This is a genomic window from Mesorhizobium sp. 113-3-9, from assembly GCF_016756515.1.
GTDB lineage: Bacteria > Pseudomonadota > Alphaproteobacteria > Rhizobiales > Rhizobiaceae > Mesorhizobium.
Genome location: NZ_AP023246.1, coordinates 6,818,958 through 6,838,166, shown reverse-complemented (window position 1 = coordinate 6,838,166; position 19,209 = coordinate 6,818,958). Strand labels below are relative to the sequence as shown.

At 62.7% G+C, this 19,209-nt stretch carries 16 protein-coding genes and 4 riboswitches; of the genes, 7 read left to right on the top strand and 9 right to left on the bottom strand.

What is annotated here, in order from left to right; genetic code table 11:
• Window positions 1-9: 9 nt before the first annotated feature.
• Genes MesoLj_RS32820 through MesoLj_RS32810 form a run of 3 tightly spaced genes read right to left on the bottom strand, consistent with a single transcriptional unit; the run spans window position 10 to window position 2,714 of the window.
• On the bottom strand, window positions 10-723 hold the full coding sequence (locus MesoLj_RS32820; protein WP_056566014.1) for an ABC transporter ATP-binding protein: 714 nt from the start codon (window positions 721-723) through the stop codon (window positions 10-12).
• A complete protein-coding gene (locus MesoLj_RS32815) occupies window positions 720-1,457 on the bottom strand; it encodes an ABC transporter ATP-binding protein (RefSeq protein WP_140774804.1) in 738 nt (245 codons plus the stop codon). The genes MesoLj_RS32820 and MesoLj_RS32815 overlap by 4 nt, the downstream gene beginning before the upstream one ends.
• 3 nt (window positions 1,458-1,460) lie before the next feature.
• Window positions 1,461-2,714, bottom strand: coding sequence for an ABC transporter substrate-binding protein (locus MesoLj_RS32810; RefSeq protein WP_202323939.1), 1,254 nt, complete (start codon window positions 2,712-2,714; stop codon window positions 1,461-1,463).
• A gap of 191 nt (window positions 2,715-2,905) precedes the next feature.
• Here MesoLj_RS32810 and MesoLj_RS32805 point away from each other — a divergent pair, with 191 nt between their 5' ends.
• From MesoLj_RS32805 to MesoLj_RS32795, 3 genes are all read left to right on the top strand, one after another.
• Window positions 2,906-3,724 carry an alpha/beta fold hydrolase gene (locus tag MesoLj_RS32805; RefSeq protein ID WP_202323938.1) on the top strand — a complete coding sequence of 273 codons (819 nt, stop codon included), beginning with the start codon at window positions 2,906-2,908 and terminating at the stop codon, window positions 3,722-3,724.
• Window positions 3,725-3,791: 67 nt separating this feature from the next.
• A riboswitch (cobalamin riboswitch) is annotated at window positions 3,792-4,003 on the top strand.
• Window positions 4,004-4,109: 106 nt separating this feature from the next.
• Entirely contained in the window at window positions 4,110-6,998 is a 2,889-nt protein-coding gene (locus MesoLj_RS32800; protein WP_202323937.1) for a ribonucleoside-diphosphate reductase subunit alpha, read from the top strand.
• 24 nt (window positions 6,999-7,022) lie between these two features.
• Complete coding sequence (locus MesoLj_RS32795) at window positions 7,023-8,141, top strand: ribonucleotide-diphosphate reductase subunit beta (RefSeq protein WP_202323936.1); 1,119 nt, start codon at window positions 7,023-7,025, stop codon at window positions 8,139-8,141.
• Window positions 8,142-8,224: 83 nt separating this feature from the next.
• Here MesoLj_RS32795 and MesoLj_RS32790 read toward each other — a convergent pair whose 3' ends face one another.
• Together MesoLj_RS32790 and MesoLj_RS32785 are read right to left on the bottom strand one after the other, a co-directional pair.
• Window positions 8,225-8,971, bottom strand: coding sequence for a CbtA family protein (locus tag MesoLj_RS32790; RefSeq protein ID WP_202323935.1), 747 nt, complete (start codon window positions 8,969-8,971; stop codon window positions 8,225-8,227).
• 119 nt (window positions 8,972-9,090) lie between these two features.
• A complete protein-coding gene (locus MesoLj_RS32785; RefSeq protein ID WP_140774809.1) occupies window positions 9,091-9,300 on the bottom strand; it encodes a CbtB domain-containing protein in 210 nt (69 codons plus the stop codon).
• Between the two features lie 44 nt (window positions 9,301-9,344).
• Window positions 9,345-9,434, bottom strand: a riboswitch (adenosylcobalamin (AdoCbl) riboswitch).
• Between the two features lie 165 nt (window positions 9,435-9,599).
• Window positions 9,600-9,805, top strand: a riboswitch (cobalamin riboswitch).
• Between the two features lie 107 nt (window positions 9,806-9,912).
• On the opposite strand from MesoLj_RS32785, the gene MesoLj_RS32780 reads away from it, so the two are divergent.
• From MesoLj_RS32780 to MesoLj_RS32770, 3 genes are read left to right on the top strand one after another with little or no spacing between them, the layout of a single operon-like run.
• Window positions 9,913-10,212 (top strand): hypothetical protein, encoded by a 300-nt coding sequence (locus tag MesoLj_RS32780; RefSeq protein ID WP_140774810.1) that lies wholly within the window; start codon window positions 9,913-9,915, stop codon window positions 10,210-10,212.
• Between the two features lie 18 nt (window positions 10,213-10,230).
• Window positions 10,231-11,292 (top strand): homocysteine S-methyltransferase family protein, encoded by a 1,062-nt coding sequence (locus MesoLj_RS32775; protein ID WP_202323934.1) that lies wholly within the window; start codon window positions 10,231-10,233, stop codon window positions 11,290-11,292.
• 49 nt (window positions 11,293-11,341) lie between these two features.
• On the top strand, window positions 11,342-12,571 hold the full coding sequence (locus tag MesoLj_RS32770; RefSeq protein WP_202323933.1) for an aromatic ring-hydroxylating oxygenase subunit alpha: 1,230 nt from the start codon (window positions 11,342-11,344) through the stop codon (window positions 12,569-12,571).
• 105 nt (window positions 12,572-12,676) lie between these two features.
• Here MesoLj_RS32770 and metE read toward each other — a convergent pair whose 3' ends face one another.
• A complete protein-coding gene (metE, locus tag MesoLj_RS32765) occupies window positions 12,677-15,007 on the bottom strand; it encodes a 5-methyltetrahydropteroyltriglutamate--homocysteine S-methyltransferase (protein ID WP_202323932.1) in 2,331 nt (776 codons plus the stop codon).
• Window positions 15,008-15,109: 102 nt separating this feature from the next.
• Window positions 15,110-15,323, bottom strand: a riboswitch (cobalamin riboswitch).
• A 202-nt stretch (window positions 15,324-15,525) separates the two neighbouring features.
• Here metE and MesoLj_RS32760 point away from each other — a divergent pair.
• Window positions 15,526-16,920 carry a multicopper oxidase family protein gene (locus tag MesoLj_RS32760; protein WP_202323931.1) on the top strand — a complete coding sequence of 465 codons (1,395 nt, stop codon included), beginning with the start codon at window positions 15,526-15,528 and terminating at the stop codon, window positions 16,918-16,920.
• Between the two features lie 37 nt (window positions 16,921-16,957).
• Here MesoLj_RS32760 and MesoLj_RS32755 read toward each other — a convergent pair whose 3' ends face one another.
• From MesoLj_RS32755 to MesoLj_RS32745, 3 genes are all read right to left on the bottom strand, one after another.
• A complete protein-coding gene (locus MesoLj_RS32755; protein WP_140513359.1) occupies window positions 16,958-17,245 on the bottom strand; it encodes a PTS sugar transporter subunit IIB in 288 nt (95 codons plus the stop codon).
• A 21-nt stretch (window positions 17,246-17,266) separates the two neighbouring features.
• A complete protein-coding gene (locus tag MesoLj_RS32750; RefSeq protein ID WP_202323930.1) occupies window positions 17,267-17,728 on the bottom strand; it encodes a PTS sugar transporter subunit IIA in 462 nt (153 codons plus the stop codon).
• Window positions 17,729-17,802: 74 nt separating this feature from the next.
• Complete coding sequence (locus MesoLj_RS32745; RefSeq protein WP_202323929.1) at window positions 17,803-19,209, bottom strand: PTS galactitol transporter subunit IIC; 1,407 nt, start codon at window positions 19,207-19,209, stop codon at window positions 17,803-17,805.

Below are 19,209 nucleotides of genomic sequence, written 5' to 3'. Positions count from 1 at the left end.
TTCGAAATCCTAATGGCCAAAGTACATCGACATGATCTCGCCGTGGTCGAGGCTTTCGCCCGGCTTGATCTCGGTCGCCACCGCGCCATGATTGACGAGGTAGAGTTGCTGCGTCAGTTCGAGCAGGAATTCGATGTCCTGCTCGACGACGATCAGCGGCACGCCGCCGCGCGAAATGTCCATGACGGACGCACAGAGCTCGTCCTTGATCTTGGGCGCCAGCCCCAGCGTCGGCTCGTCGAGGATCAATAGCCGCGGATGGCTCATCAGCGCCGTGCCGATCGACACCATCTGGCGCTCGCCGCCCGACAGCGTGCGCACGCGCTGGCGCCAACGTTCGGCCAGTTTGGGGAACAGCTTGACCACCTTCTCGCGGTTTTCGGCCTCATGCGGGCGGGCGCGCGACGAATAGGCGCCCAGCGCCATGCAGTCGGCGATGGAGAGGTCGGGAAACAGCCGGTTGCCTTGCGGCACATGGATCAGCCCGGTGCCGACGATGGCGCGAGCGCTACGGCCGGCGATGTCCTGCCCGTCGAACAGGATGCGGCCGCTTTTCGGCTGCAGCAGCCCGGAGATGGCGCGCAGCAGCGTCGTCTTGCCATGGCCGTTGGGCCCGAACAGGCCGACATTGCCGAAACGGCCTGCCTCCAGCGAAATGTCGTGCAGCACGGTGACGCGGCCATAGCCTGCGGTCACGCCCTCGACGGTGAGAATGGGATTCACGCCACCGCCCTCCTGGTTCCGAGATAGGCTTCGATGACGCGCTGGTCGGCGATCACGCTCCCCGGTTCGCCGGCGGCGAGTACTCGGCCATTGTTGAGCACCAGCAGGTGCTGCGACAGGCTCATCAGGAAGGTCAGCACATGCTCGATCAGGAGGATGGTGATGCCGCGTTCGGCGGTGCGGCGGATCAGGCCGATCGATGTCTCGATCTCGGGTTTGGTCAGGCTCGACGCCGGCTCGTCGAGCAACAGCATGCGCGGCTGCATGGCGATCGCGGTCGCAAGCATCAGGCATTTGCGCTCGAAGACGGACAGTTCGCCGGCGAGCCTCCCGAACGACGCGGAGCCCAGTCCAACGAACTCCAGCGCTTCGGCGGCGGCTTCGCGGGCGGCAGCGGCCGCCTTTTCCTGCTTGCCGTAGCTTGCGCCGATCAAGGCGTTCTCGAAAACGGTCAGCCCGTCGAAGGAGGTCTCGCGCTGAAAGGTGCGGGCAAGGCCGAGGCGCGCGATGGCGTGCCCTGGTCTGCCGTTGATGGCGGTCCCGTCGAAGCGGATGCGGCCCCGGTCGGGTCCGAACGGGATGCCGGTGATGATGTTGAACAGCGTGCTCTTGCCGCTGCCGTTCGGGCCGGCGATGCCGAAAATCTCGCCGGCCTCGACCTTGAACGACACGCCATCGACGGCCTTCAGCGAACCGAAGGCCTTCGACACGTCGTCCAGTTCAAGCAGGGCCATCCCTCACTGCATCCAGGGCTGCGGCTTGAAGGCGCCTGTTGCGTATTTCTCCGGCGAGATCAGCGTGCGCTGGCCGTCCCAGATCTGGAAGAAGGTGATCGGGATATAGTCGTCGCCCTGCGTGGCAAGGTGGGTTGCGGGATCGAACTTCAACCGGCCCTCGGCGACCTGCTTGTCGGTCTCCGACAGCGCTTTCATGATCGCGGCATGGTCCGATGCGCCGCCGACCTTCTTGACCGCGTCGAAATAGACATTGGTCATTTCGTAGAGGCCAACGCCATAGGTCCCGCTCTCGACACCGTATTTCGCCTTGAACTTGGCCGCCACCTCGTCGGCGCGCGGGTTCTTCGGCGTCGTCAGCGCCCCGCCCAGGAGATTGTAGATCACACCGTTCGACTTCTTGCCGGTCAGTTCGACGAATTCCGGAACGCTCGGCGCATATTGCAGGAAGACCAGGCTCTTGGTCGGCTGCTCGAGGAACTGGTTCAGGAAGGATGCCGAATTGCCCGGCAGATAGTCGGTATTGATGACGACGTCCGGGACATTCTCGCGCACCTTGGCGAGGATCGAGCGCCAGTCGGTCACTTCGCCGAACGGAACGATCTCGTCGACCGTGATGGTCCAGCCCTTTTCCTTGAAGGTCTTCTTCATGCCTTCGGAGATGGTCTTGGAATAGGCGTTGTCCGAGGAGATGATGGCGACCTTCTTGGTCGGCAAGGTGATCTTGCCGTCGGCCGCGAGCTTCTCTACGAACAGGGTGACGTCGGTGTTATAGGCGTCGAAGGACGGCGTCAGCGACCAGCAGCACATGTATTTGTCAGGGTTCGGCGCGATGATATCCTTGGTCTGCTGCGAGGTGGCCGCGAGCATGTAGGGCATCTCGGCCTCGGCCATGTTGTCGATCTCGAAATTCGTCAAGCTGGCGTAACCGGTGAGCATGAACTGCACGCCGGGATCGCCAAGCAGGCGCTCGACCGCGCTGGTGACATTGCCAGCGGACTGATCCTTGACGTCGCCGACCACCAGTTCGAACGTGTTGCCGGCAACGCCGCCGGCCGCGTTTGCCTCGTCGATCGCCATCTGTACGCCGCGCTGGAATTCCTGCCCGTCCGCCGCGGCGGGCCCGGTGATAGGCGCGAGCAGGCCGATCTTGACGACGTCGGCGAAAGCGGGCGCGCTCGCCGTGGCAAACACGCCGATCAGCGCGCTGCTCATCAGCATATGGCGGATTCTGTTGCCTGCGGATTTGAATTTCATCGTGCGGTTCCCTGTTTTCCTCCCGTTCATCGGGAGTTGGATAATTGACAATCTACGCATAATTGTTCTTATTTGAAAAGGATTTTTCAACGCAGCCTGACCGGGAAGACGGTTCCCGCAAAAGGTATGGAAGCCGTGGCGCTTTGCTGCGCATCTGCACTAAAACAAGGCAATTCCAGACGGAGCGGACCATGACGATCTCGCAGAAGACCCTTGAAACCAGCCACGGCAAGATCGCCGTTCGCGAGACCGGTGGCAAAGGCACCGCCGTGTTGCTGATCCACGGCAATTCCTCTTCCGGAGCTGTTTTCCGCAACCAGCTCGAGAGCCAGCTGGGCGAGCGCTACCGTATCATCGCTCCCGATCTGCCGGGCCACGGGGCATCAGGTGATGCGATCGATCCGGACCGCTCCTACAGCATGGAGGGCTATGCCGATGCGATGACCGAAGTGCTCGGGCTGCTCGGCATCGACAAGGCCATCGTCTTCGGCTGGTCGCTTGGCGGCCATATCGGATTGGAGATGATCGACCGCTTTCCCGGCCTGCTCGGCCTGATGATCACAGGCACCCCGCCAGTGGCGCCCTCGGAGGTCGGCAACGGCTTCAAACCGAGCCCGCACATGCACCTTGCCGGACAGGAAAGTTTCACTGCCGCCGATGTCGAGGCCTATGCGCGCAGCACCTGCGGTGAGCCGTTCGAGCCGTTTCTCCTCGACACTGTCGCACGCACTGACGGTCGCGCACGGCGCCTGATGTTCGAGAAATTCGCGGCCGGCACCGGCCGCAACCAGCGCGAGATCGTCGCCGGCAAGACGCCGCCCATCGCCGTTCTGAACGGCATCGACGAACCGTTCGTCAACACCGATTTCGTCGCGGCCGTGAAAATTTCCAACCTGTGGGAAGGCAAGGCGCATCTGCTCGACGATTCAGGCCATGCGCCGTTCTGGGATTCGCCCGGCCGCTTCGATCCAATCTTCGCCCGCTTCCTGGCGAGCGTCGACAAGGCTTAGGGTCGACGCCCTGTTGACGATCCAAAATTCGAATCGTCAAGCCATTGACAGGTTGGGGTCCGGAGACGCTACATATAGCCATCGTGGTTCTTTCGAATCTGTTTGGATTCGGGAGCTAAGAGGGAAGCCGGTGAGCGATTCTTCGCAATGCCGGCGCTGCCCCCGCAACTGTAAGCAGCGAGCTTAAGTCGAGTAATGCCACTGGCGTGGACGCGCTGGGAAGGCCGACGGAAGCGACGACCTGCGAGCCAGGAGACCTGCCGCGATGAATTTGAACGTCCACGGGCGGGGTGTCCCGGTGGTGCGCTTGCTGCGGCCGAATCTCCGGCCGTCACTCAGGCATGCGTGCGCCAAGGCCTCCGTCTCCAACCAATCGGGGATCATGATGCCGGCGACTTCCACCATCCACACCAACGGGACCGATCGGGTTCCTTTCTCTCGCATCGATACATCGGCCCAGCCTGCGCGGCCGGCCTATCAGGTCATCCGCCGCAACGGCTCGGTGACGCCGTTCGACGCCACCAAGATCGCGGTTGCGCTGACCAAGGCTTTTCTGGCGGTCGAGGGTTCGGTGGCCGCCGGTTCGCGGCGTGTCCATGACGTCGTGGAGGAACTGACCGCGCAGGTTATGGCAGCGCTCACCCGCCGTGCGGACGCTGGCCGCACCTTCCACATCGAGGAGATCCAGGACCAGGTCGAACTGGCGCTGATGCGCAGCGAACACCACAAGGTGGCACGCGCCTACGTGCTCTACCGCGAGGAGCGCAGTCGCGACCGCCAGGCCCACAGCGCGAGCGTGGCGGACGCGTCGTCGTCGGTGCTCAAGGTCAAGGCGGACGACGGCAGCCTGGCGCCGCTCGACGAGGCGCGGCTGCGTCGGGTCATCGACGAGGCCTGCGCCGGCCTGGAAGCGGTTTCAGCTGAAACCATCCTCACCGAGACCAGGCGCAACCTCTATGACGGCATCACGCTGGATGAATTGTCGCTGGCGCCGATCCTGGCGGCGCGCACGCTGGTCGAGACCGAACCGAACTATGCCTTCGTCAGCGCCCGCCTGCTGCTCGACCGGCTGCGGCGCGAGGCGCTGAGTTTTGTCGCCGGCAGGGCGGAACAGGCGACGCATGCCGAGATGGCGAGCCGCTACGCCTCCTATTTCCCGCAATGTATGTCCACCGGCATCAAGGCCGAACTGATCGATCCCGAACTTGGCCGCTATGATCTCGCCCGCCTCGGCGCCGCGCTGAAGCCGGAGCGCGACCTGCAGTTCCAGTTCCTCGGCCTGCAGACGCTCTACGACCGCTATTTCCTGCACGCCAGCGGCAAGCGCTTCGAACTGCCGCAGGCCTTCTTCATGCGCGTCGCCATGGGGCTTGCCATCAGAGAGATCGACCGCGAGGCGCGCGCCATCGAATTCTATGACCTGCTGTCGTCTTTCGACTTCATGGCCTCGACCCCGACGCTGTTCAATTCCGGTACGCTCAGGCCGCAGCTGTCCTCATGCTTTCTGACCACGGTCGCCGACGATCTCGACGGCATCTTCAAGGCCGTGAAGGACAATGCGCTGCTCGCCAAATATTCGGGCGGTCTCGGCAATGACTGGACGCCGGTGCGTGGCCTCGGCGCCCACATCAAGGGCACCAATGGCGAGAGCCAGGGCATCGTGCCGTTCCTGAAGGTCGCCAACGACACGGCGATCGCCGTCAACCAGGGCGGAAAACGCAAGGGCGCGGTCTGCGCCTATCTCGAGACCTGGCATGTCGACATCGAGGAGTTCCTCGACCTGAGGAAAAATACCGGCGACGACCGCCGCCGCACGCATGACATGAACACCGCCAACTGGGTGCCGGACCTGTTCATGAGCCGCGTCGAAGCCGATGCCGAGTGGACGCTGTTCTCGCCTGATGAAACGCCCGACCTGCACGACCTCTACGGCACGGCCTTCAAGGCGGCCTACGAAGCCTTTGAGGCGAAGGCCGCCGCCGGCGGTGTCAAGGTGTTCAAGAAGGTTCGCGCGCTCGACCTGTGGCGCAAGATGCTGACCATGCTGTTCGAGACCGGGCACCCCTGGATCACCTTCAAGGACCCCTGCAACATCCGCTCGCCGCAAGGCCATGTCGGCGTCGTGCATTCCTCGAACCTGTGCACCGAGATCACGCTCAACACCTCGAAGGACGAGGTCGCCGTCTGCAATCTGGGTTCCGTCAATCTCGCCAACCACGTCACCCTGAAAGGCCTCGACCTCGATCACCTGGCGCGGACGACCGGTACGGCGATGCGTATGCTCGACAATGTCATCGACATCAATTTCTACACCATCCCGGAGGCACGGCAGTCCAATCTGCGCCACCGTCCGGTCGGTCTCGGCCTGATGGGTTTCCAGGATGCGCTGCAGGCGCTGCGCATTGCCTATGCATCGCCCGAGGCGATCGCCTTCGCCGACACCAGCATGGAGGCGATCGCCTACAACGCGATTTCCGCTTCCTGCGATCTCGCCGCCGAGCGCGGCCGCTATCCCAGCTTCGAAGGTTCGCTCTGGTCGAAAGGCGTGCTGCCGATCGACTCGATCGGGCTGGTGTCGGACGCGCGCGGCGCGAAGGTCGACATGGATTGCTCATCGACGCTCGACTGGGAGAGCTTGCGCAAGCGGGTAAGGAAGACCGGCATGCGCAACTCCAACACCATGGCGATCGCACCGACGGCGACGATTTCCAACATCTGCGGCGTCGCGCAGTCGATCGAGCCCGCCTACCAGAACCTGTTCGTCAAATCGAACATGTCTGGCGACTTCACCGTGGTGAATGCCGCGCTGGTGCATGACCTCAAGGCCCGCGGCCTGTGGGACGAGGTGATGGTCTCCGACCTCAAATATTTCGATGGCTCGGTCGGCCAGATCGACCGCGTGCCCGACGACCTCAAGGCGCTCTATGCCACCGCCTTCGAGATCGACTCCGCCTGGCTGATCGAGGCGGCGTCGCGGCGCCAGAAATGGATCGACCAGTCGCAGTCGCTCAACCTCTACATCGCCAATCCCTCCGGCAGGAAGCTCGATGAACTCTACCGGCTGGCGTGGCGCATGGGCCTGAAGACCACCTACTATCTGCGCTCGCGTTCGGCCTCGCATGTCGAGAAATCGACGCTCAAGGGCACCGATGGAAAGCTCAATGCGGTGTCGTCGGTTGCCGCCGTTGCCGCCGCTCCAATCGTCATCAGTGAGGATGCCGCCTGGGGCAAGGCCTGCGCCGTCGACGATCCCGAATGCGAAGCCTGCCAGTAAGCAGCAAGAGAACAGGAAGAAAAAATGCTCGATTGGTCAGAACCAACCGCCGCCGCCCGCCATCCCGCGCCGACGGAGCCTCCGCTCGCCGATGCCACCGGCCTCGGTCTCATCGAACGCGGCGGCGGCCGCGTTCGTGTCGACGACAAGCGCATGATCAACGCGCGTGCCGACGTCAACCAGCTGCTGCCCCTGAAGTATCGCTGGGCCTGGGAAAAATACCTCAATGGCTGCAACAATCACTGGATGCCGACCGAAGTGTCGATGCAGGCCGACATCGCGCTGTGGAAGTCGAAGGACGGATTGACGGAGGATGAGCGGCGCATGCTGAAGCGCAATCTCGGCTTCTTCGCGGCATCGGAATCGCTGGTCGCCAACAACATCGTGCTGGCGATCTACCGGCATCTGACCAACCCGGAATGCCGGCAGTATCTGCTGCGGCAAGCCTTCGAGGAGGCGGTGCACACGCACACCTTCCAGTACATAGTCGAAAGCCTCGGCCTGGACGAAGGCGAGCTGTTCAACATGTACCGTGAGGTGCCGTCGATCACCGACAAGGCGGCCTGGGCGCTCAAGCACACGCAGCATCTCGACGATCCGGATTTTCGCACCGGCACGCCGCAGGCCGACCAGGCGTTCCTGCGCGACCTCGTCGCCTTCTACGTCATCTTCGAGGGCATGTGGTTTTACACCGGCTTCGCCCAGATCCTGTCGCTTGGCCGCCGCAACAAGATGGTGGGTATCGCCGAGCAGTACCAGTACATATTGCGCGACGAATCCATCCATCTGAATTTCGGCATCGACGTCATCAACCAGATCAAGATCGAGAATCCGCATCTGTGGACGAAGGCGTTCCAGGAGGAGGTGCGCGGCATGATCCGCACGGCGGCCGAACTCGAGGCCGCCTACGGACGGGACACGATGCCGCGCGGTTTCCTTGGCCTCAATGCGCCCCTCTGCGAAACCTACATGCACTTTATCGCCAACCGCCGCTGCGCCCAGCTTGGCCTGCAACTGGTCTTCGCCGAGGTCGAGAATCCGTTCCCGTGGATGTCCGAGGCCATGGACTTGAAGAAGGAAAAGAACTTCTTCGAGACCCGCGTCATCGAATACCAGAATGGCGGTGCGCTGGTCTGGGACTAACAGCACGCAGCTATTCGCGAACGATAGAACGGCGGCCATGAAGGGCGCCGCACTATACAGCCTCCTCAACCTTCGGAACGTATTTAACGCAAGGCAGGACGAGAGGACGCCGAACGCGAGCCCTGATCAGCGAAGCTGCGCTCGGCGATGGCGCCGAAGACAAGACCGATGGTGGTCCACAGCACCATATGGATGCCAAGCGAGGCAACACGGAAGCGCCACAAGAGATCGGCCGAGAATTTCTCCGGCACTTCGTTGATGGTTGGCAGCACGTACATGGCGACCGTTATGACCGCGATGAATGCCGCGCCCGCAATGATCGTTGCGTTCCAAGGGCCATACTGTGCCCAAAGCCTTCGTGACAGCCCGACCGCCGCCGTCAATGCGGCAATGGAGATCACCAGCATGATGAAGAACAGCACTGTCCGCGACCCTATCGTGTCGGGATTGCCGACCGAAGGTGGATTGGCGGGATATTTCAGGTCCGGAACCAGAACGATTGAAACGAAGGCTGCCAGGGCCAGTACTGCGGAGGTGGCGCGCGGTCCCAGGCTGCTGATGCGGCCATAGGTGTAGGCGAAGACCAGCGAGAACAGCCCGCCGATCGACGCGGCATAGACCAGCACGCCGGTCAGGAGGCCGAACCCGGCCTGTGTAGGACGGCTGACGAGTTCAGGCTCGGGCGCTTCGCCGGCGGCCTGGGCGGTTTGTTCCTCGAAGGCAATGGCCCGGTCGACCTGCGGTTCGCCGTAGATCTTGGCAAAACCAAATGCGAGAAGCCCTGCGACGATGCCGACCAGCATGCCGCGCAGCAGAAGACTACCAACCATGTTCATGATCCCCGAAGCATGACCTCGAAAAGCCCCCGGCCTTTCGGTTGCTGTCACGCGCTAAAACAAATGATCAGGACGGCATCCCTTCGGGATGGCCAGCTCTCAATGGCCAACTCTTAGTGGCAAGGGAAGCCGAGCAGGTGGCGACCGTCATGTACCCATTCATGGACATACATGCCCGAAATCATCGAGGTGGCACCTTCTTCCGCGCCGACGAAATAGATCGCAAGCAGGCACAAGAGACCGCCGAAGATCGCCCACGGAAGAAGCTCTTTCGCCGGGATCGGAACCGGACCGTAGGTTGGTGCAAAGGTGGTATTGGACATTAAGGCTCTCCTGGGATTCAGCGTCCCGTTGATCGAAACCATTTTCACGGGAGAAGGCCTGACTTTCAGCAAGAACAATTGCTGATCACAGTGGCGCGACCGTGCCGGAATTTCACCGGCTTCCAAACCCGTAACTCTGACGCCAGCCTATTCAGCCGGCGCTGTTACTGTCAACGAGATGTGATCGATCACACGGGAATGTGTTCGACCTGCCGGAACGAGGCCCTCGTGTCGGTGTTCTATCGGCTTTCCGCCCCGACCGTGTCGTTTCCGTGTGGACGGCCTTGGCGAGCAGGTGCTTATATCGTGGGGTTCAAGGTGCCCTTCAGTCGATTCGGCCGGAGGGATAATTGGGAAGCCGGTGAGATTCCGGCGCTGCCCCCGCAACGGTAGCGAAGCGTGCGTTCCGACAACAGACCACTGGGCAAATGCCTGGGAAGGTGTCGGAACCGGTCCAAAAAGACCCCTTCGGAGCCCGGAAACCAGCCTCGAACAGATTTGAACTCGACTGATCGCGGTGGGCGGTCAAGAGGTAGATGCGGACCGGCCTCAGCGCCGACCGTGGCTTTCCTCCATCACCACCAGGTTCAGTCCTTGCAAAGAAGGACGAACATGGATTCGCACAATGAAATACCCGGGCTCGCGCCCGGCAGACCGCAACGCCCTCGCACGGTGCGTCGCGTCAATGCGGCGACGATGCGCGCCGTCTCGCCGCTGCCGCCACCGGAAGAAGTGTTCTCCGACTGGCTGCTGTCGGTGCCGCATGACGCCGATCTGGAGGCCGCGGCCTTGAAAAAGATCGCGCTGATCGACCGCTGCGGCCATCTGCATCCGGACGTCTTGCGGCTGCGCACCTTGCTTGCCGTCGTCGCCGGAACCAGCGCGTGGCCGTCGCGCGTCCGCAATCTCTAAGTGCCGAGGAAAGAAATCATGTCTGCAAAATCTACTCTCACGGCCAAGCGCGGCCTGCTCGAACGTCTCGACGCCGGCGCCGTCATCTGTGCCGAAGGCTATCTGTTCGAACTCGAACGTCGCGGCTATCTGCAGGCCGGCCCGTTCGTACCGGAAGTGGTTCTCGAACATCCGGACGCGGTGACACGTCTGCATGAGGATTTCGTCCATGCCGGCTCGGAGGTTGTCGAAGCCTTCACCTATTACGCCCACCGCCAGAAGCTGAGGGTGATCGGCCGTGAGGATATTCTGGAAAAGATCAACCGTCAGGCGTTGCGCATAGCCAAGGATGTCGCCGACCGCAATGATTGCCTGATGGCTGGCAACATCTGCAACACCAATGCCTATGAGGCTGACGACAGGAAGACCCACGATGCCGTGCGCGCCATGTTCGAGGAGCAGATCGGCTGGGCGGTGGAGGAGGGGGCCGACTTCCTCATCGCCGAGACCATCGACTGGTGCGGCGAGGCCGAGATCGCGCTCGACGTGATGAAGAAAACCGGCCTGCCGACCGTGGTCACGCTCTCCGTCCACCGTGAGGAAAAGATGTTCGACGGCGTCTCGGTCGTCGATGCCTGCAAGCGGCTGGAGGCGGCGGGCGCCGACGTCGTTGGACTGAACTGCCAGCGCGGGCCGAAGACGCTGATGCCGGTGGTGCGCAAAGTGCGCGACGCCATCTCATGCCATGTCGCCGCACTGCCGGTGCCCTACCGCACGACTGACGCGGAACCGACCTTCCAGTCGCTGACCGACCGCGCCTGTTCCTGCATTCCCGGCAACCGGCCGTTCCCGACCGCGCTCGACCCGTTCACCTGCAATCGCTACGAATGCGCCGAATTCGCACGGGAAGCCTTTGATCTCGGGGTCCGTTATATCGGGCTTTGCTGCGGCGCGGCCCCGCATCACATCCGTGCCGTGGCCGAAGCGCTTGGCCGCAGCGTACCCGGCAGTCGCTATTCGCCCGACATGTCCAGGCACGCCTTCTTCGGCAGCGATGCGGCGATCCCAGACGCCTACAAGGGCCGGCGCCTCGAGATCTGACACGCACCAGGCCACCACAGACATCCAAATCGCCAGACAGGATTGGGTTATGAACGTGCATCCTCTCCAGCAAACCCATGCCGACGGCGATACGATCGATCGGCTGGTGGCCGCGCACCGGCCGGGCCACGGCCTGATGCGTGCGTTCTACCATGATCGGGCGATCTTCGAGCGCGACATGGAACGCGTCTTTCGCCGCCACTGGCATTGCCTCGCGCATTCCAGCGTCATTCCAAACCCCGGCGATTTCGAGCTGTTCAAACTCGGCGATGAAGCAATCATCCTGACCCGTGGCATGGATGGCGCCATCCATGCCATGCTCAACGTCTGCCGTCATCGCGGCGCCGAGGTCTGCACCAGGCAGAAGGGCAATGCGAAAGCCTTCGTCTGCCCCTATCACGCCTGGACCTATTCCAGTGACGGTTCGCTGCGCGTCGCCCGCCTGATGCCGAAGGATTTCGACCGCGCCGCGCATGGATTGAAGAGGCTGCATGTCCGCCTCGCCGAAGGTCTGGTGTTCATTTCCTTCGCCGAGACGCCGCTCGACTTCGATCCGGTCGAACAGTCGCTGCGCACCAGCTGCGGCCAGTATGGCTGGGCCGATGCCAGGGTGGCGCATCGCGAGACCTATCAGGTTGACGCCAACTGGAAGCTCGCCGTCGAGAACTATGTCGAGTGCTATCATTGCGGTCCGGCGCATCCGGAATATTCGCAGACGCATACTCTGGAAAAACCGGCGGAGATGATCGAACAGCTCAACGCCGCGATGGAGCAACGAACCCGCGCGCTCGGTATCGAGATCGGCAGCGGCGACCGCTGGCGGAATTCGGCCGCCGGACAGGAAGCCATCCACACTTTCCGCTACGCGCTCTACGATGGTGTTTCGAGCGGCAGCCAGGACGGCTCGCCGGTGGCACCGCTGATGGGCCGCTTCACCGATTACGATGGTGGCGTCACCTCCATCCATCTCGGCGGCACGAGCTTCCTCGTCTGCTACCCCGACCACGGCATGATCTACCGCTTCATTCCGAAGACGGCTGATACCTGCGAGATGGAACTCATCTGGCTGGTGCGCGGTGACGCGGTCGAGGGCCAGGATTACGATCTGGAGAAGCTGACCTGGCTGTGGAAGGTCACCACCGACGAGGACAAGAAAATCATCGAACACACCGCGCGCGGCGTGCGATCGCACTATTTCGTACCCGGACCGATCGCGCCGATGGAGTACAATGAGCTGCGCTATATCGGCTGGTATCTCGAGGAGATCAGCCGACCCTGAGCCAGGGCAATTTCCAGGAAAAGTGTGAGGGCTTTCCCTTGGGAATTGCGTCAAGACAATGAGATAGCGGAGCCGCCATCGGATGCGCTGGCGGCTCCACCCCGATCAGGCCGCGGCTCTGAGCTGTCTTGCCGCCTCCACCATGTTGACCAGTGCCGGACGGACCTCGTCCCATCCGCGGGTCTTCAGGCCGCAATCCGGATTGATCCAGAGTTGCCCGTCGGCAAGGCGTTGCCGGGCCAGCGTCATCAGATCGATCATTTCGCCGACCGCCGGAACGCGCGGCGAGTGGATGTCGTAGACGCCCGGGCCGATCTCATTTGGATATTTGTGGGTCCGGAAAGCGTCGAGAAGCTCCATCTTCGACCGCGACGTCTCGATCGAGATGACGTCGGCGTCCATCGCGCTGATCGCATCGAGGATGTCGTTGAACTCGGAATAGCACATATGAGTGTGGATCTGCGTGCCGTCTCCAACGCCTGACGATGCCAGGAGGAAGCACTCGACCGCCCAGTCGAGATAGGTCTGCCAGTCGGACTTGCGCAGCGGCAGCCCTTCGCGCAGGGCGGCTTCGTCGATCTGGATCATTGCCGCGCCCGCCGCCTCCAGGTCCACCACTTCGTCGCGGATGGCGAGCGCGATCTGGCGGCAGGCCACGCTGCGTGGGATGTCGTCGCGCACGAAGGACCAGTTGAGGATCGTCACCGGCCCGGTGAGCATGCCCTTGACCGGCCTGTCCGTAAGTGACTGCGCATAGTGCCACCACGAGACCGTCATCGGACGTGGCCGCGACACGTCGCCGAAGATGATCGGCGGCCGGACATAGCGCGAGCCATAGCTCTGCACCCAGGCATGTTTGGTGAAGGCAAAGCCGGCGAGTTGTTCGCCGAAATACTGCACCATGTCGTTGCGCTCGAACTCGCCGTGAACCAGCACGTCGAGGCCGATCTCTTCCTGCCAGCGGATCGCCGTCTCGGTTTCCTTCTTCAGGAAGGCCTCGTAATCGATATAGCTCAACTCGCCCTTGGCATGAGCGGAGCGCGCCTTGCGCACTTGCGGGGTCTGCGGAAACGAGCCGATCGTGGTCGTCGGAAAGTTCGGCAGGCCAAGTTTTCGTGCCTGCAACTCGCGCCGCTCGGCGAACGCGCCCTGCCGGCGCCGCATCGGCTCCGTGACAGCCAGCAGCCGGCCTTCCACCAGCGGATCATGCACCTTGAGCGATGTGGCGCGGGACTGGACGGCCTCGGCCGATGCCTGCAACTCCTTCGCAACCGCGCTCTTGCCTTCGACAAGCGCCTCCGCGAGCAGCGTCAGCTCGTCCATCTTCTGGACCGAGAAAGACAGCCAGGATTTGAGGTCCGCATCGAGCGTGGTCTCCAGCTCCAGATCGATCGGGACATGCAGAAGCGAACAGGAGGGCGCGATCTCGATGCGGTCGAGCGGCCAGCCGGCAACGACCGGGCGGATGCGGTCGAGAATGGCGGGCAGGTCGGCCCGCCAGACGTTGCGGCCGTCGATCAATCCGAGCGAAAGGACCTGGTCCTTTCGCGACAGGCGGGCAACGGGTTCCAACTGCTCCGGCGCCCGCACAAGGTCGATGTGCAGGCCGGCGACAGGCAAGGCCAGCGCCGTTTCCTGATTGTCGCCCAACGCGCCGAAATAGGTTGCCAGCATGATGTCGAGATCGGGAGCCGCCGCCGCGAACGTCTGATATGCCAGTTCGAGACCGATGCGTTCGGCAGCATCGAGGTCGAGCACGAGGCAGGGCTCGTCGATCTGCACCCAGCGGGCACCGGCCTGCGACAATTGCTTGAGAAGCTCGGCGTAAACCGGGAGCAGCCTTGGCAGCAACGCTATCGGGTCGAAAGTGCTGCCGCGCGCTTTGGCCAGCTTGAGAAAGGTGACCGGGCCGAGGATCACCGGGCGCGTACGGATGCCGAGGGCTGCGGCCTCGCGAAACTCGCTGAGCGGCTTGGTCGAACGGAGTTCGAACGTCTGGTCGGCGGATAGTTCGGGAACCATGTAGTGGTAGTTCGTGTCGAACCACTTCGTCATCTCAAGCGCGGCAACGCCGTGGGCGTGACCGCCATGGGCGCAAGCTTCATGGTCGTTGCCCTGATCGCCGCGCGCCATTGCGAAATAGACGTCGAGCGGAACCTCGCCTCCGTTCCAGCCATAGGCTTTCGGAATCGCGCCGACCATGATGGCCGTGTCGAGCACATGATCGTAGAGCGAGAAATCGTTCGAGGGGATTTTCGTGATGCCACGATCGCGCTGTTCGATCCAGTTGGCCTCGCGCAAGCGCTTGGCGGTTTGGAGCAGGTCTTCGGCCGAGCTCTTGCCCGACCAGTAGCTTTCCAACGCGGCCTTGAGCTCGCGATGCCGGCCGATGCGTGGAACACCGAGCGTGGCGGTCGGGACTGAGAAAGTAGACATTGCATACCCCATAAGGTTGGGGGCATGGGTCAAGCGGATGCATGCAGAACCAGCAGCGAAGGCCGCGGCCTGCAGGCTACCACCGGGACACCCCGCCCGTGGACGTTTCAGTTCGTCGGGGCAGGTCTCCTGGCTCACGGGTCGTCGCTTCTGTCCGTCTTCCCAGGCATTTGCCTAGTGACATCCTGGACAGCGGCTCGCCGCTCACAGTTGCGGGGGCAGCTCCGGCATCGCCATGGCACGGGCCATGCTCACCGGATTCCCTCTTAGCTCCGACCTCGATCAGGACCGGAGAACCACGACGCCACCATGTTCCACCAACACAGGCTTCATGTCAAGAAAGATATAAAGAGATGTTTATATCTTTACGTGTTTGTGACGCTATGATCGCTGGCGAATGCCACCAACATCGCCATGGTAATGGCGAGATGCGGTGTGCCAATATCGGCATTTGCACTGGTGGCTGGCCTGTGATCCAAGGCGACGATAAATCCCACGCTTTGCAGTTGGAGCGCTGAATGACCGGATTGACACGCCGCGGGCTCTTGAAAATGGCAGCCGTTGCTGGCGCCGGCGGGGTCGGGCTCTCGGCCATTGGCAGGCTCGGCAGCTGGGCCGCCGCCAGTCCTGAACCGGTGGTGCTGCAGACGGCGAAAATCCAGGCCAGCCTGATGGACGTCGGCCCGACCAACAATGTGCTGACCTATGGCAGCGCCGGAATGCCGCCGGTGCTGAGGATGAAGAAAGGCGAACCGTTCGCCGCGCGCCTGGTCAACGCCATCGACGATCCGACGACCATCCATTGGCATGGCATTCGTCTGCCCAACAAGATGGATGGCGTGCCTTTCCTGGTGCAGCCCTATGTCTACACCGGCGATCATTTCGACTACGCCTTCGCCCCGCCCGACGCCGGCACATTCTGGTATCACCCGCATTGCAACACGCTGGAGCAGATGGGCCACGGCCTGACCGGCGTGATCGTGGTCGAGAATCCGAATGATCCGAAATTCGACGCCGAGTTCGTCCTCAATCTGCGCGACTGGCGTCTTGGCGACGACGGCCAGTTCATCGATCAGTTCCGGCCGCGCGATGCCGCCAGGACCGGCACCTACGGCACGGTGCGCACCGCCAACTGGCTCGACCAGCCGCAATATGACGCGCCGGCCGGCGGGCTGGTGCGCCTGCGGGTTGCGATATCAGACGTTACCCGCATCTACGCCTTTCGGGTCGACGGCGCCGAGGCGATCGTGATGGCGCTGGACGGCAATCCGGTGCCGCAGCGTTTTTCGCCCGATGCCTTGCTGCTGGGGCCGGGCCAGCGCATGGAACTCGCCATCCGCATGCCGGACGAGGAGGGCGCGGTCGTCAGCCTGCGAGACGTCAGGGGCACCAAGCCAAAAATCCTGGCTAGCCTGCACGCGACGGGTAGTTCGCTCAAGCGGGATGTTCGCGATCTTCCACCGCTGGAAGCAAATCCGGTGGCGGAAGTCGATCTCACCGCCGCCCAGCATATTTCGTTGGCACTCAGCGCCACGGCGGAAAACGTCCCGAGCGACGGCATCTGCGGTTCGCTCGGCTACTCCTTCTGGGCCATCAACAAGGTGCCGTGGCCAGGCGATACATCCGATCCGACCGCGCCGCTGGCCGAGCTGAAGCTCGGCAAGAGCTATGTCATCGACATGGAGAACCTGACGCCGCAGTCGCATCCGATGCACCTGCATGGCATGAGCTTCAAGGTGCTGTCGTCCTCGACACGCCAAGTGCAGCCGCTGATTTCCGACACCTATCTCATCCAGCCCAACGAGAAGGTTCAACTCGGCTTTGTCGCCGACAATCCGGGCGACTGGCTGCTGCACTGCCACATCATCGAGCACCAGAAATCGGGCATGACGAGCTACGTCAGGGTGGCCTGAAGCCGAGCACCGTCGCCGGAGCCGCGTCGTCGGTGATCTACTTGCGCAGCTGCGCCTCGATCTCGTCGAGCACCTTGTCCTTGCCGATGCCGGTGAGGAAGGCGAGGCCCTTGATAACCGGCTTGGTCACCGAAGCCGAGATCGGGGTGGTGGCGACAATGAAGTCGACGCTGTCGGCCAGCCCCGGCACTTCGGTGGCTTTTGCCTGTTGCGCGTTGAAGGTCAGGCCGCGCTGCTTCATGGCCTCGGTGACGGCGACATTGACCGCCGTCGATGTCGCGATGCCCGTGCCGCAGGCAAAGAGAATAGTTTTCTGTCTGGACATCTCTTGCTTCTCCTTGGGTTATCAGCCGAGCACGGCACGTACGTCGTCAAGCGTCCTGGCGGACCTCAAGCCGTCCAATGCCTCTGGATTCTGGATGGTGGCCATGACGGACTGCAGCGCTTCAATCTGCTTGTCCTTGTCATTGATGGCAAGCAGGAAGACGAAGCCGACCGGCAGCTTCTCGTCGGGATCTTCCATGTTGGCGAACATCACCGGCTTTCTCAGCGTGCCCATCGCGATGCCGGGCTTCAGCACATGCTCGGGATCGGTATGCGGCACCGCGACATTGTCGGCGCGTTCCAGCGGCAGTCCCGTCGGGATGGTCATTTCGCGGCGCACGACCGCGTCGGCATAGGAGCTTTTGACATAGCCAAGGCTCTCGAGCCGGCCGGCCAGGACGCGGATGATCTCCTCGTTGGTCGAGGCATCCGATCCGAGCACGACCGCTTCGGGATCCAGAAGCTGCATGAGGCTGTCGGACATGTTCTGCTCCGTCTATAAAAGTCGTGCGCCCGAGGAGGGCGCACGACCGTTTCAAATTCAAGGCGCGATGGCGCTTAGGCGGTGCCTTCGGCCCGCTCGTCCTCGGCGCCCGCTGCTCGTTCCCAGCCGAGCGGGTTGCGGCGGTAGAGGATGAACAGCGCGGCGATGACGACTGCGATCAGGATGATGCCGAGCAGCCCAAGTCCCTGGATCGCTTCGATGATCACATAGGGAACCCAGAGGAAGCCGTCGACCACCGAGGTGATCTGCAGCGCATCCGCCGGCAGTTTGAAGCCCGATGCGACGGCCGCGCTGGTGAACAGCGGCGCCAGCGCGTTGGCGACGTAGAAGCCGATGGCCAGCGTCACCGTGCCGATCACCACCATGCGGAACACATTGCCTTTGACCAGAGGCGCGGTCATGGCGACGATGAACGGGATGACCGCGAGGTCGGCGAACAGGATGACGCGGTTGCCCGGCAGGATCACCGACAGGATGATCGCGATCGGCACCAGGATCAGCGACGACGAGATCGCGGCCGGATGTCCGATCAGGATGGCCGAGTCGAGGCCGACGAGCAGCTCGCGGTCGCCAGTGCGCTTGCGCACGAACTCCTGCGCCGCGTCGGACACCGGAAGCAGGCCTTCCATCAGGATCTTCACCATGCGCGGCAGGAGCAGCATTACGGCCGCCAGTGTCATGCCGGTGCCCAGCACTTTGGCCAGCACCGTGCCGAGATCGCCCGCGTTATAGAAGGCGATGGCGCCGAGCACGAGGCCGATGATCAGGCCGAGCACAACCGGTTCGCCGAACACGCCGAAGCGGCGCTCGATGGTCTCGGTGTTGATGTTGATGCGGTTGATGCCGGGAATGCGGTCCATGATCCAGTTCAGGATGATGGCGATCGGCAGGATCTGCGCCGAGGCGAGATGCGGCACCGAAATGCCGGGCACGCCGTAGAATTGCTGCACCGCGCGCGCCGACCAGTCGGCGAACAGCAGCGACAGGGCCGCGACCAGGGCTGCGATCGCAATGCCGTAGGCCAGATTGTTGGTGGCGGCGACGACGAGCGAGCCGACAAAGGCGAAGTGCCAGAAATTCCAGACGTCGACATTGAGCGTGCGCGTCATGCGCGTCAGCAACAGCACGATATTGACCAGGATGCCGACCGGAATGACCCACAGGCCGACCGATGAGCCGAAGGCGATCGCCGCCGCCGAGGGCCAGCCGACATCGATGATGTCGCGATGGATGCCGGTGTTGGTGACGATGGCCTTGGCGACGTCGCCGATCGACGTGAACATCAGCCCAAGCACAAGGTTGATACCGATGAAGGCGACGCCGATGGTGACGGCGGCACGGAAGGCCTTGCTGACCTTGGCACCCAAGACCACGGCTATGATGAAAATGACGATCGGCAGCAGGATTGTCGCACCGAGCGTGTCGATGGCCCCCTTCAGGCCAGCGAGAACTGTATCCAT

Excerpts from the sequence above, each read along its gene's own strand:
- MesoLj_RS32775 (WP_202323934.1), top strand. The coding sequence starts at position 10,231 with ATGTCTGCAAAATCTACTCTCACGGCCAAGCGCGGCCTGCTCGAACGT.
- MesoLj_RS32780 (WP_140774810.1), top strand. The coding sequence starts at position 9,913 with ATGGATTCGCACAATGAAATACCCGGGCTCGCGCCCGGCAGACCGCAA.
- MesoLj_RS32785 (WP_140774809.1), bottom strand. The coding sequence starts at position 9,300 with ATGTCCAATACCACCTTTGCACCAACCTACGGTCCGGTTCCGATCCCG.
- MesoLj_RS32770 (WP_202323933.1), top strand. The coding sequence starts at position 11,342 with ATGAACGTGCATCCTCTCCAGCAAACCCATGCCGACGGCGATACGATC.
- MesoLj_RS32805 (WP_202323938.1), top strand. The coding sequence starts at position 2,906 with ATGACGATCTCGCAGAAGACCCTTGAAACCAGCCACGGCAAGATCGCC.
- MesoLj_RS32750 (WP_202323930.1), bottom strand. The coding sequence starts at position 17,728 with ATGTCCGACAGCCTCATGCAGCTTCTGGATCCCGAAGCGGTCGTGCTC.
- MesoLj_RS32745 (WP_202323929.1), bottom strand. The coding sequence starts at position 19,209 with ATGGATACAGTTCTCGCTGGCCTGAAGGGGGCCATCGACACGCTCGGT.
- MesoLj_RS32790 (WP_202323935.1), bottom strand. The coding sequence starts at position 8,971 with ATGGTTGGTAGTCTTCTGCTGCGCGGCATGCTGGTCGGCATCGTCGCA.
- MesoLj_RS32760 (WP_202323931.1), top strand. The coding sequence starts at position 15,526 with ATGACCGGATTGACACGCCGCGGGCTCTTGAAAATGGCAGCCGTTGCT.
- MesoLj_RS32810 (WP_202323939.1), bottom strand. The coding sequence starts at position 2,714 with ATGAAATTCAAATCCGCAGGCAACAGAATCCGCCATATGCTGATGAGC.
- MesoLj_RS32815 (WP_140774804.1), bottom strand. The coding sequence starts at position 1,457 with ATGGCCCTGCTTGAACTGGACGACGTGTCGAAGGCCTTCGGTTCGCTG.
- MesoLj_RS32800 (WP_202323937.1), top strand. The coding sequence starts at position 4,110 with ATGCCGGCGACTTCCACCATCCACACCAACGGGACCGATCGGGTTCCT.
- metE (WP_202323932.1), bottom strand. The coding sequence starts at position 15,007 with ATGTCTACTTTCTCAGTCCCGACCGCCACGCTCGGTGTTCCACGCATC.
- MesoLj_RS32755 (WP_140513359.1), bottom strand. The coding sequence starts at position 17,245 with ATGTCCAGACAGAAAACTATTCTCTTTGCCTGCGGCACGGGCATCGCG.
- MesoLj_RS32795 (WP_202323936.1), top strand. The coding sequence starts at position 7,023 with ATGCTCGATTGGTCAGAACCAACCGCCGCCGCCCGCCATCCCGCGCCG.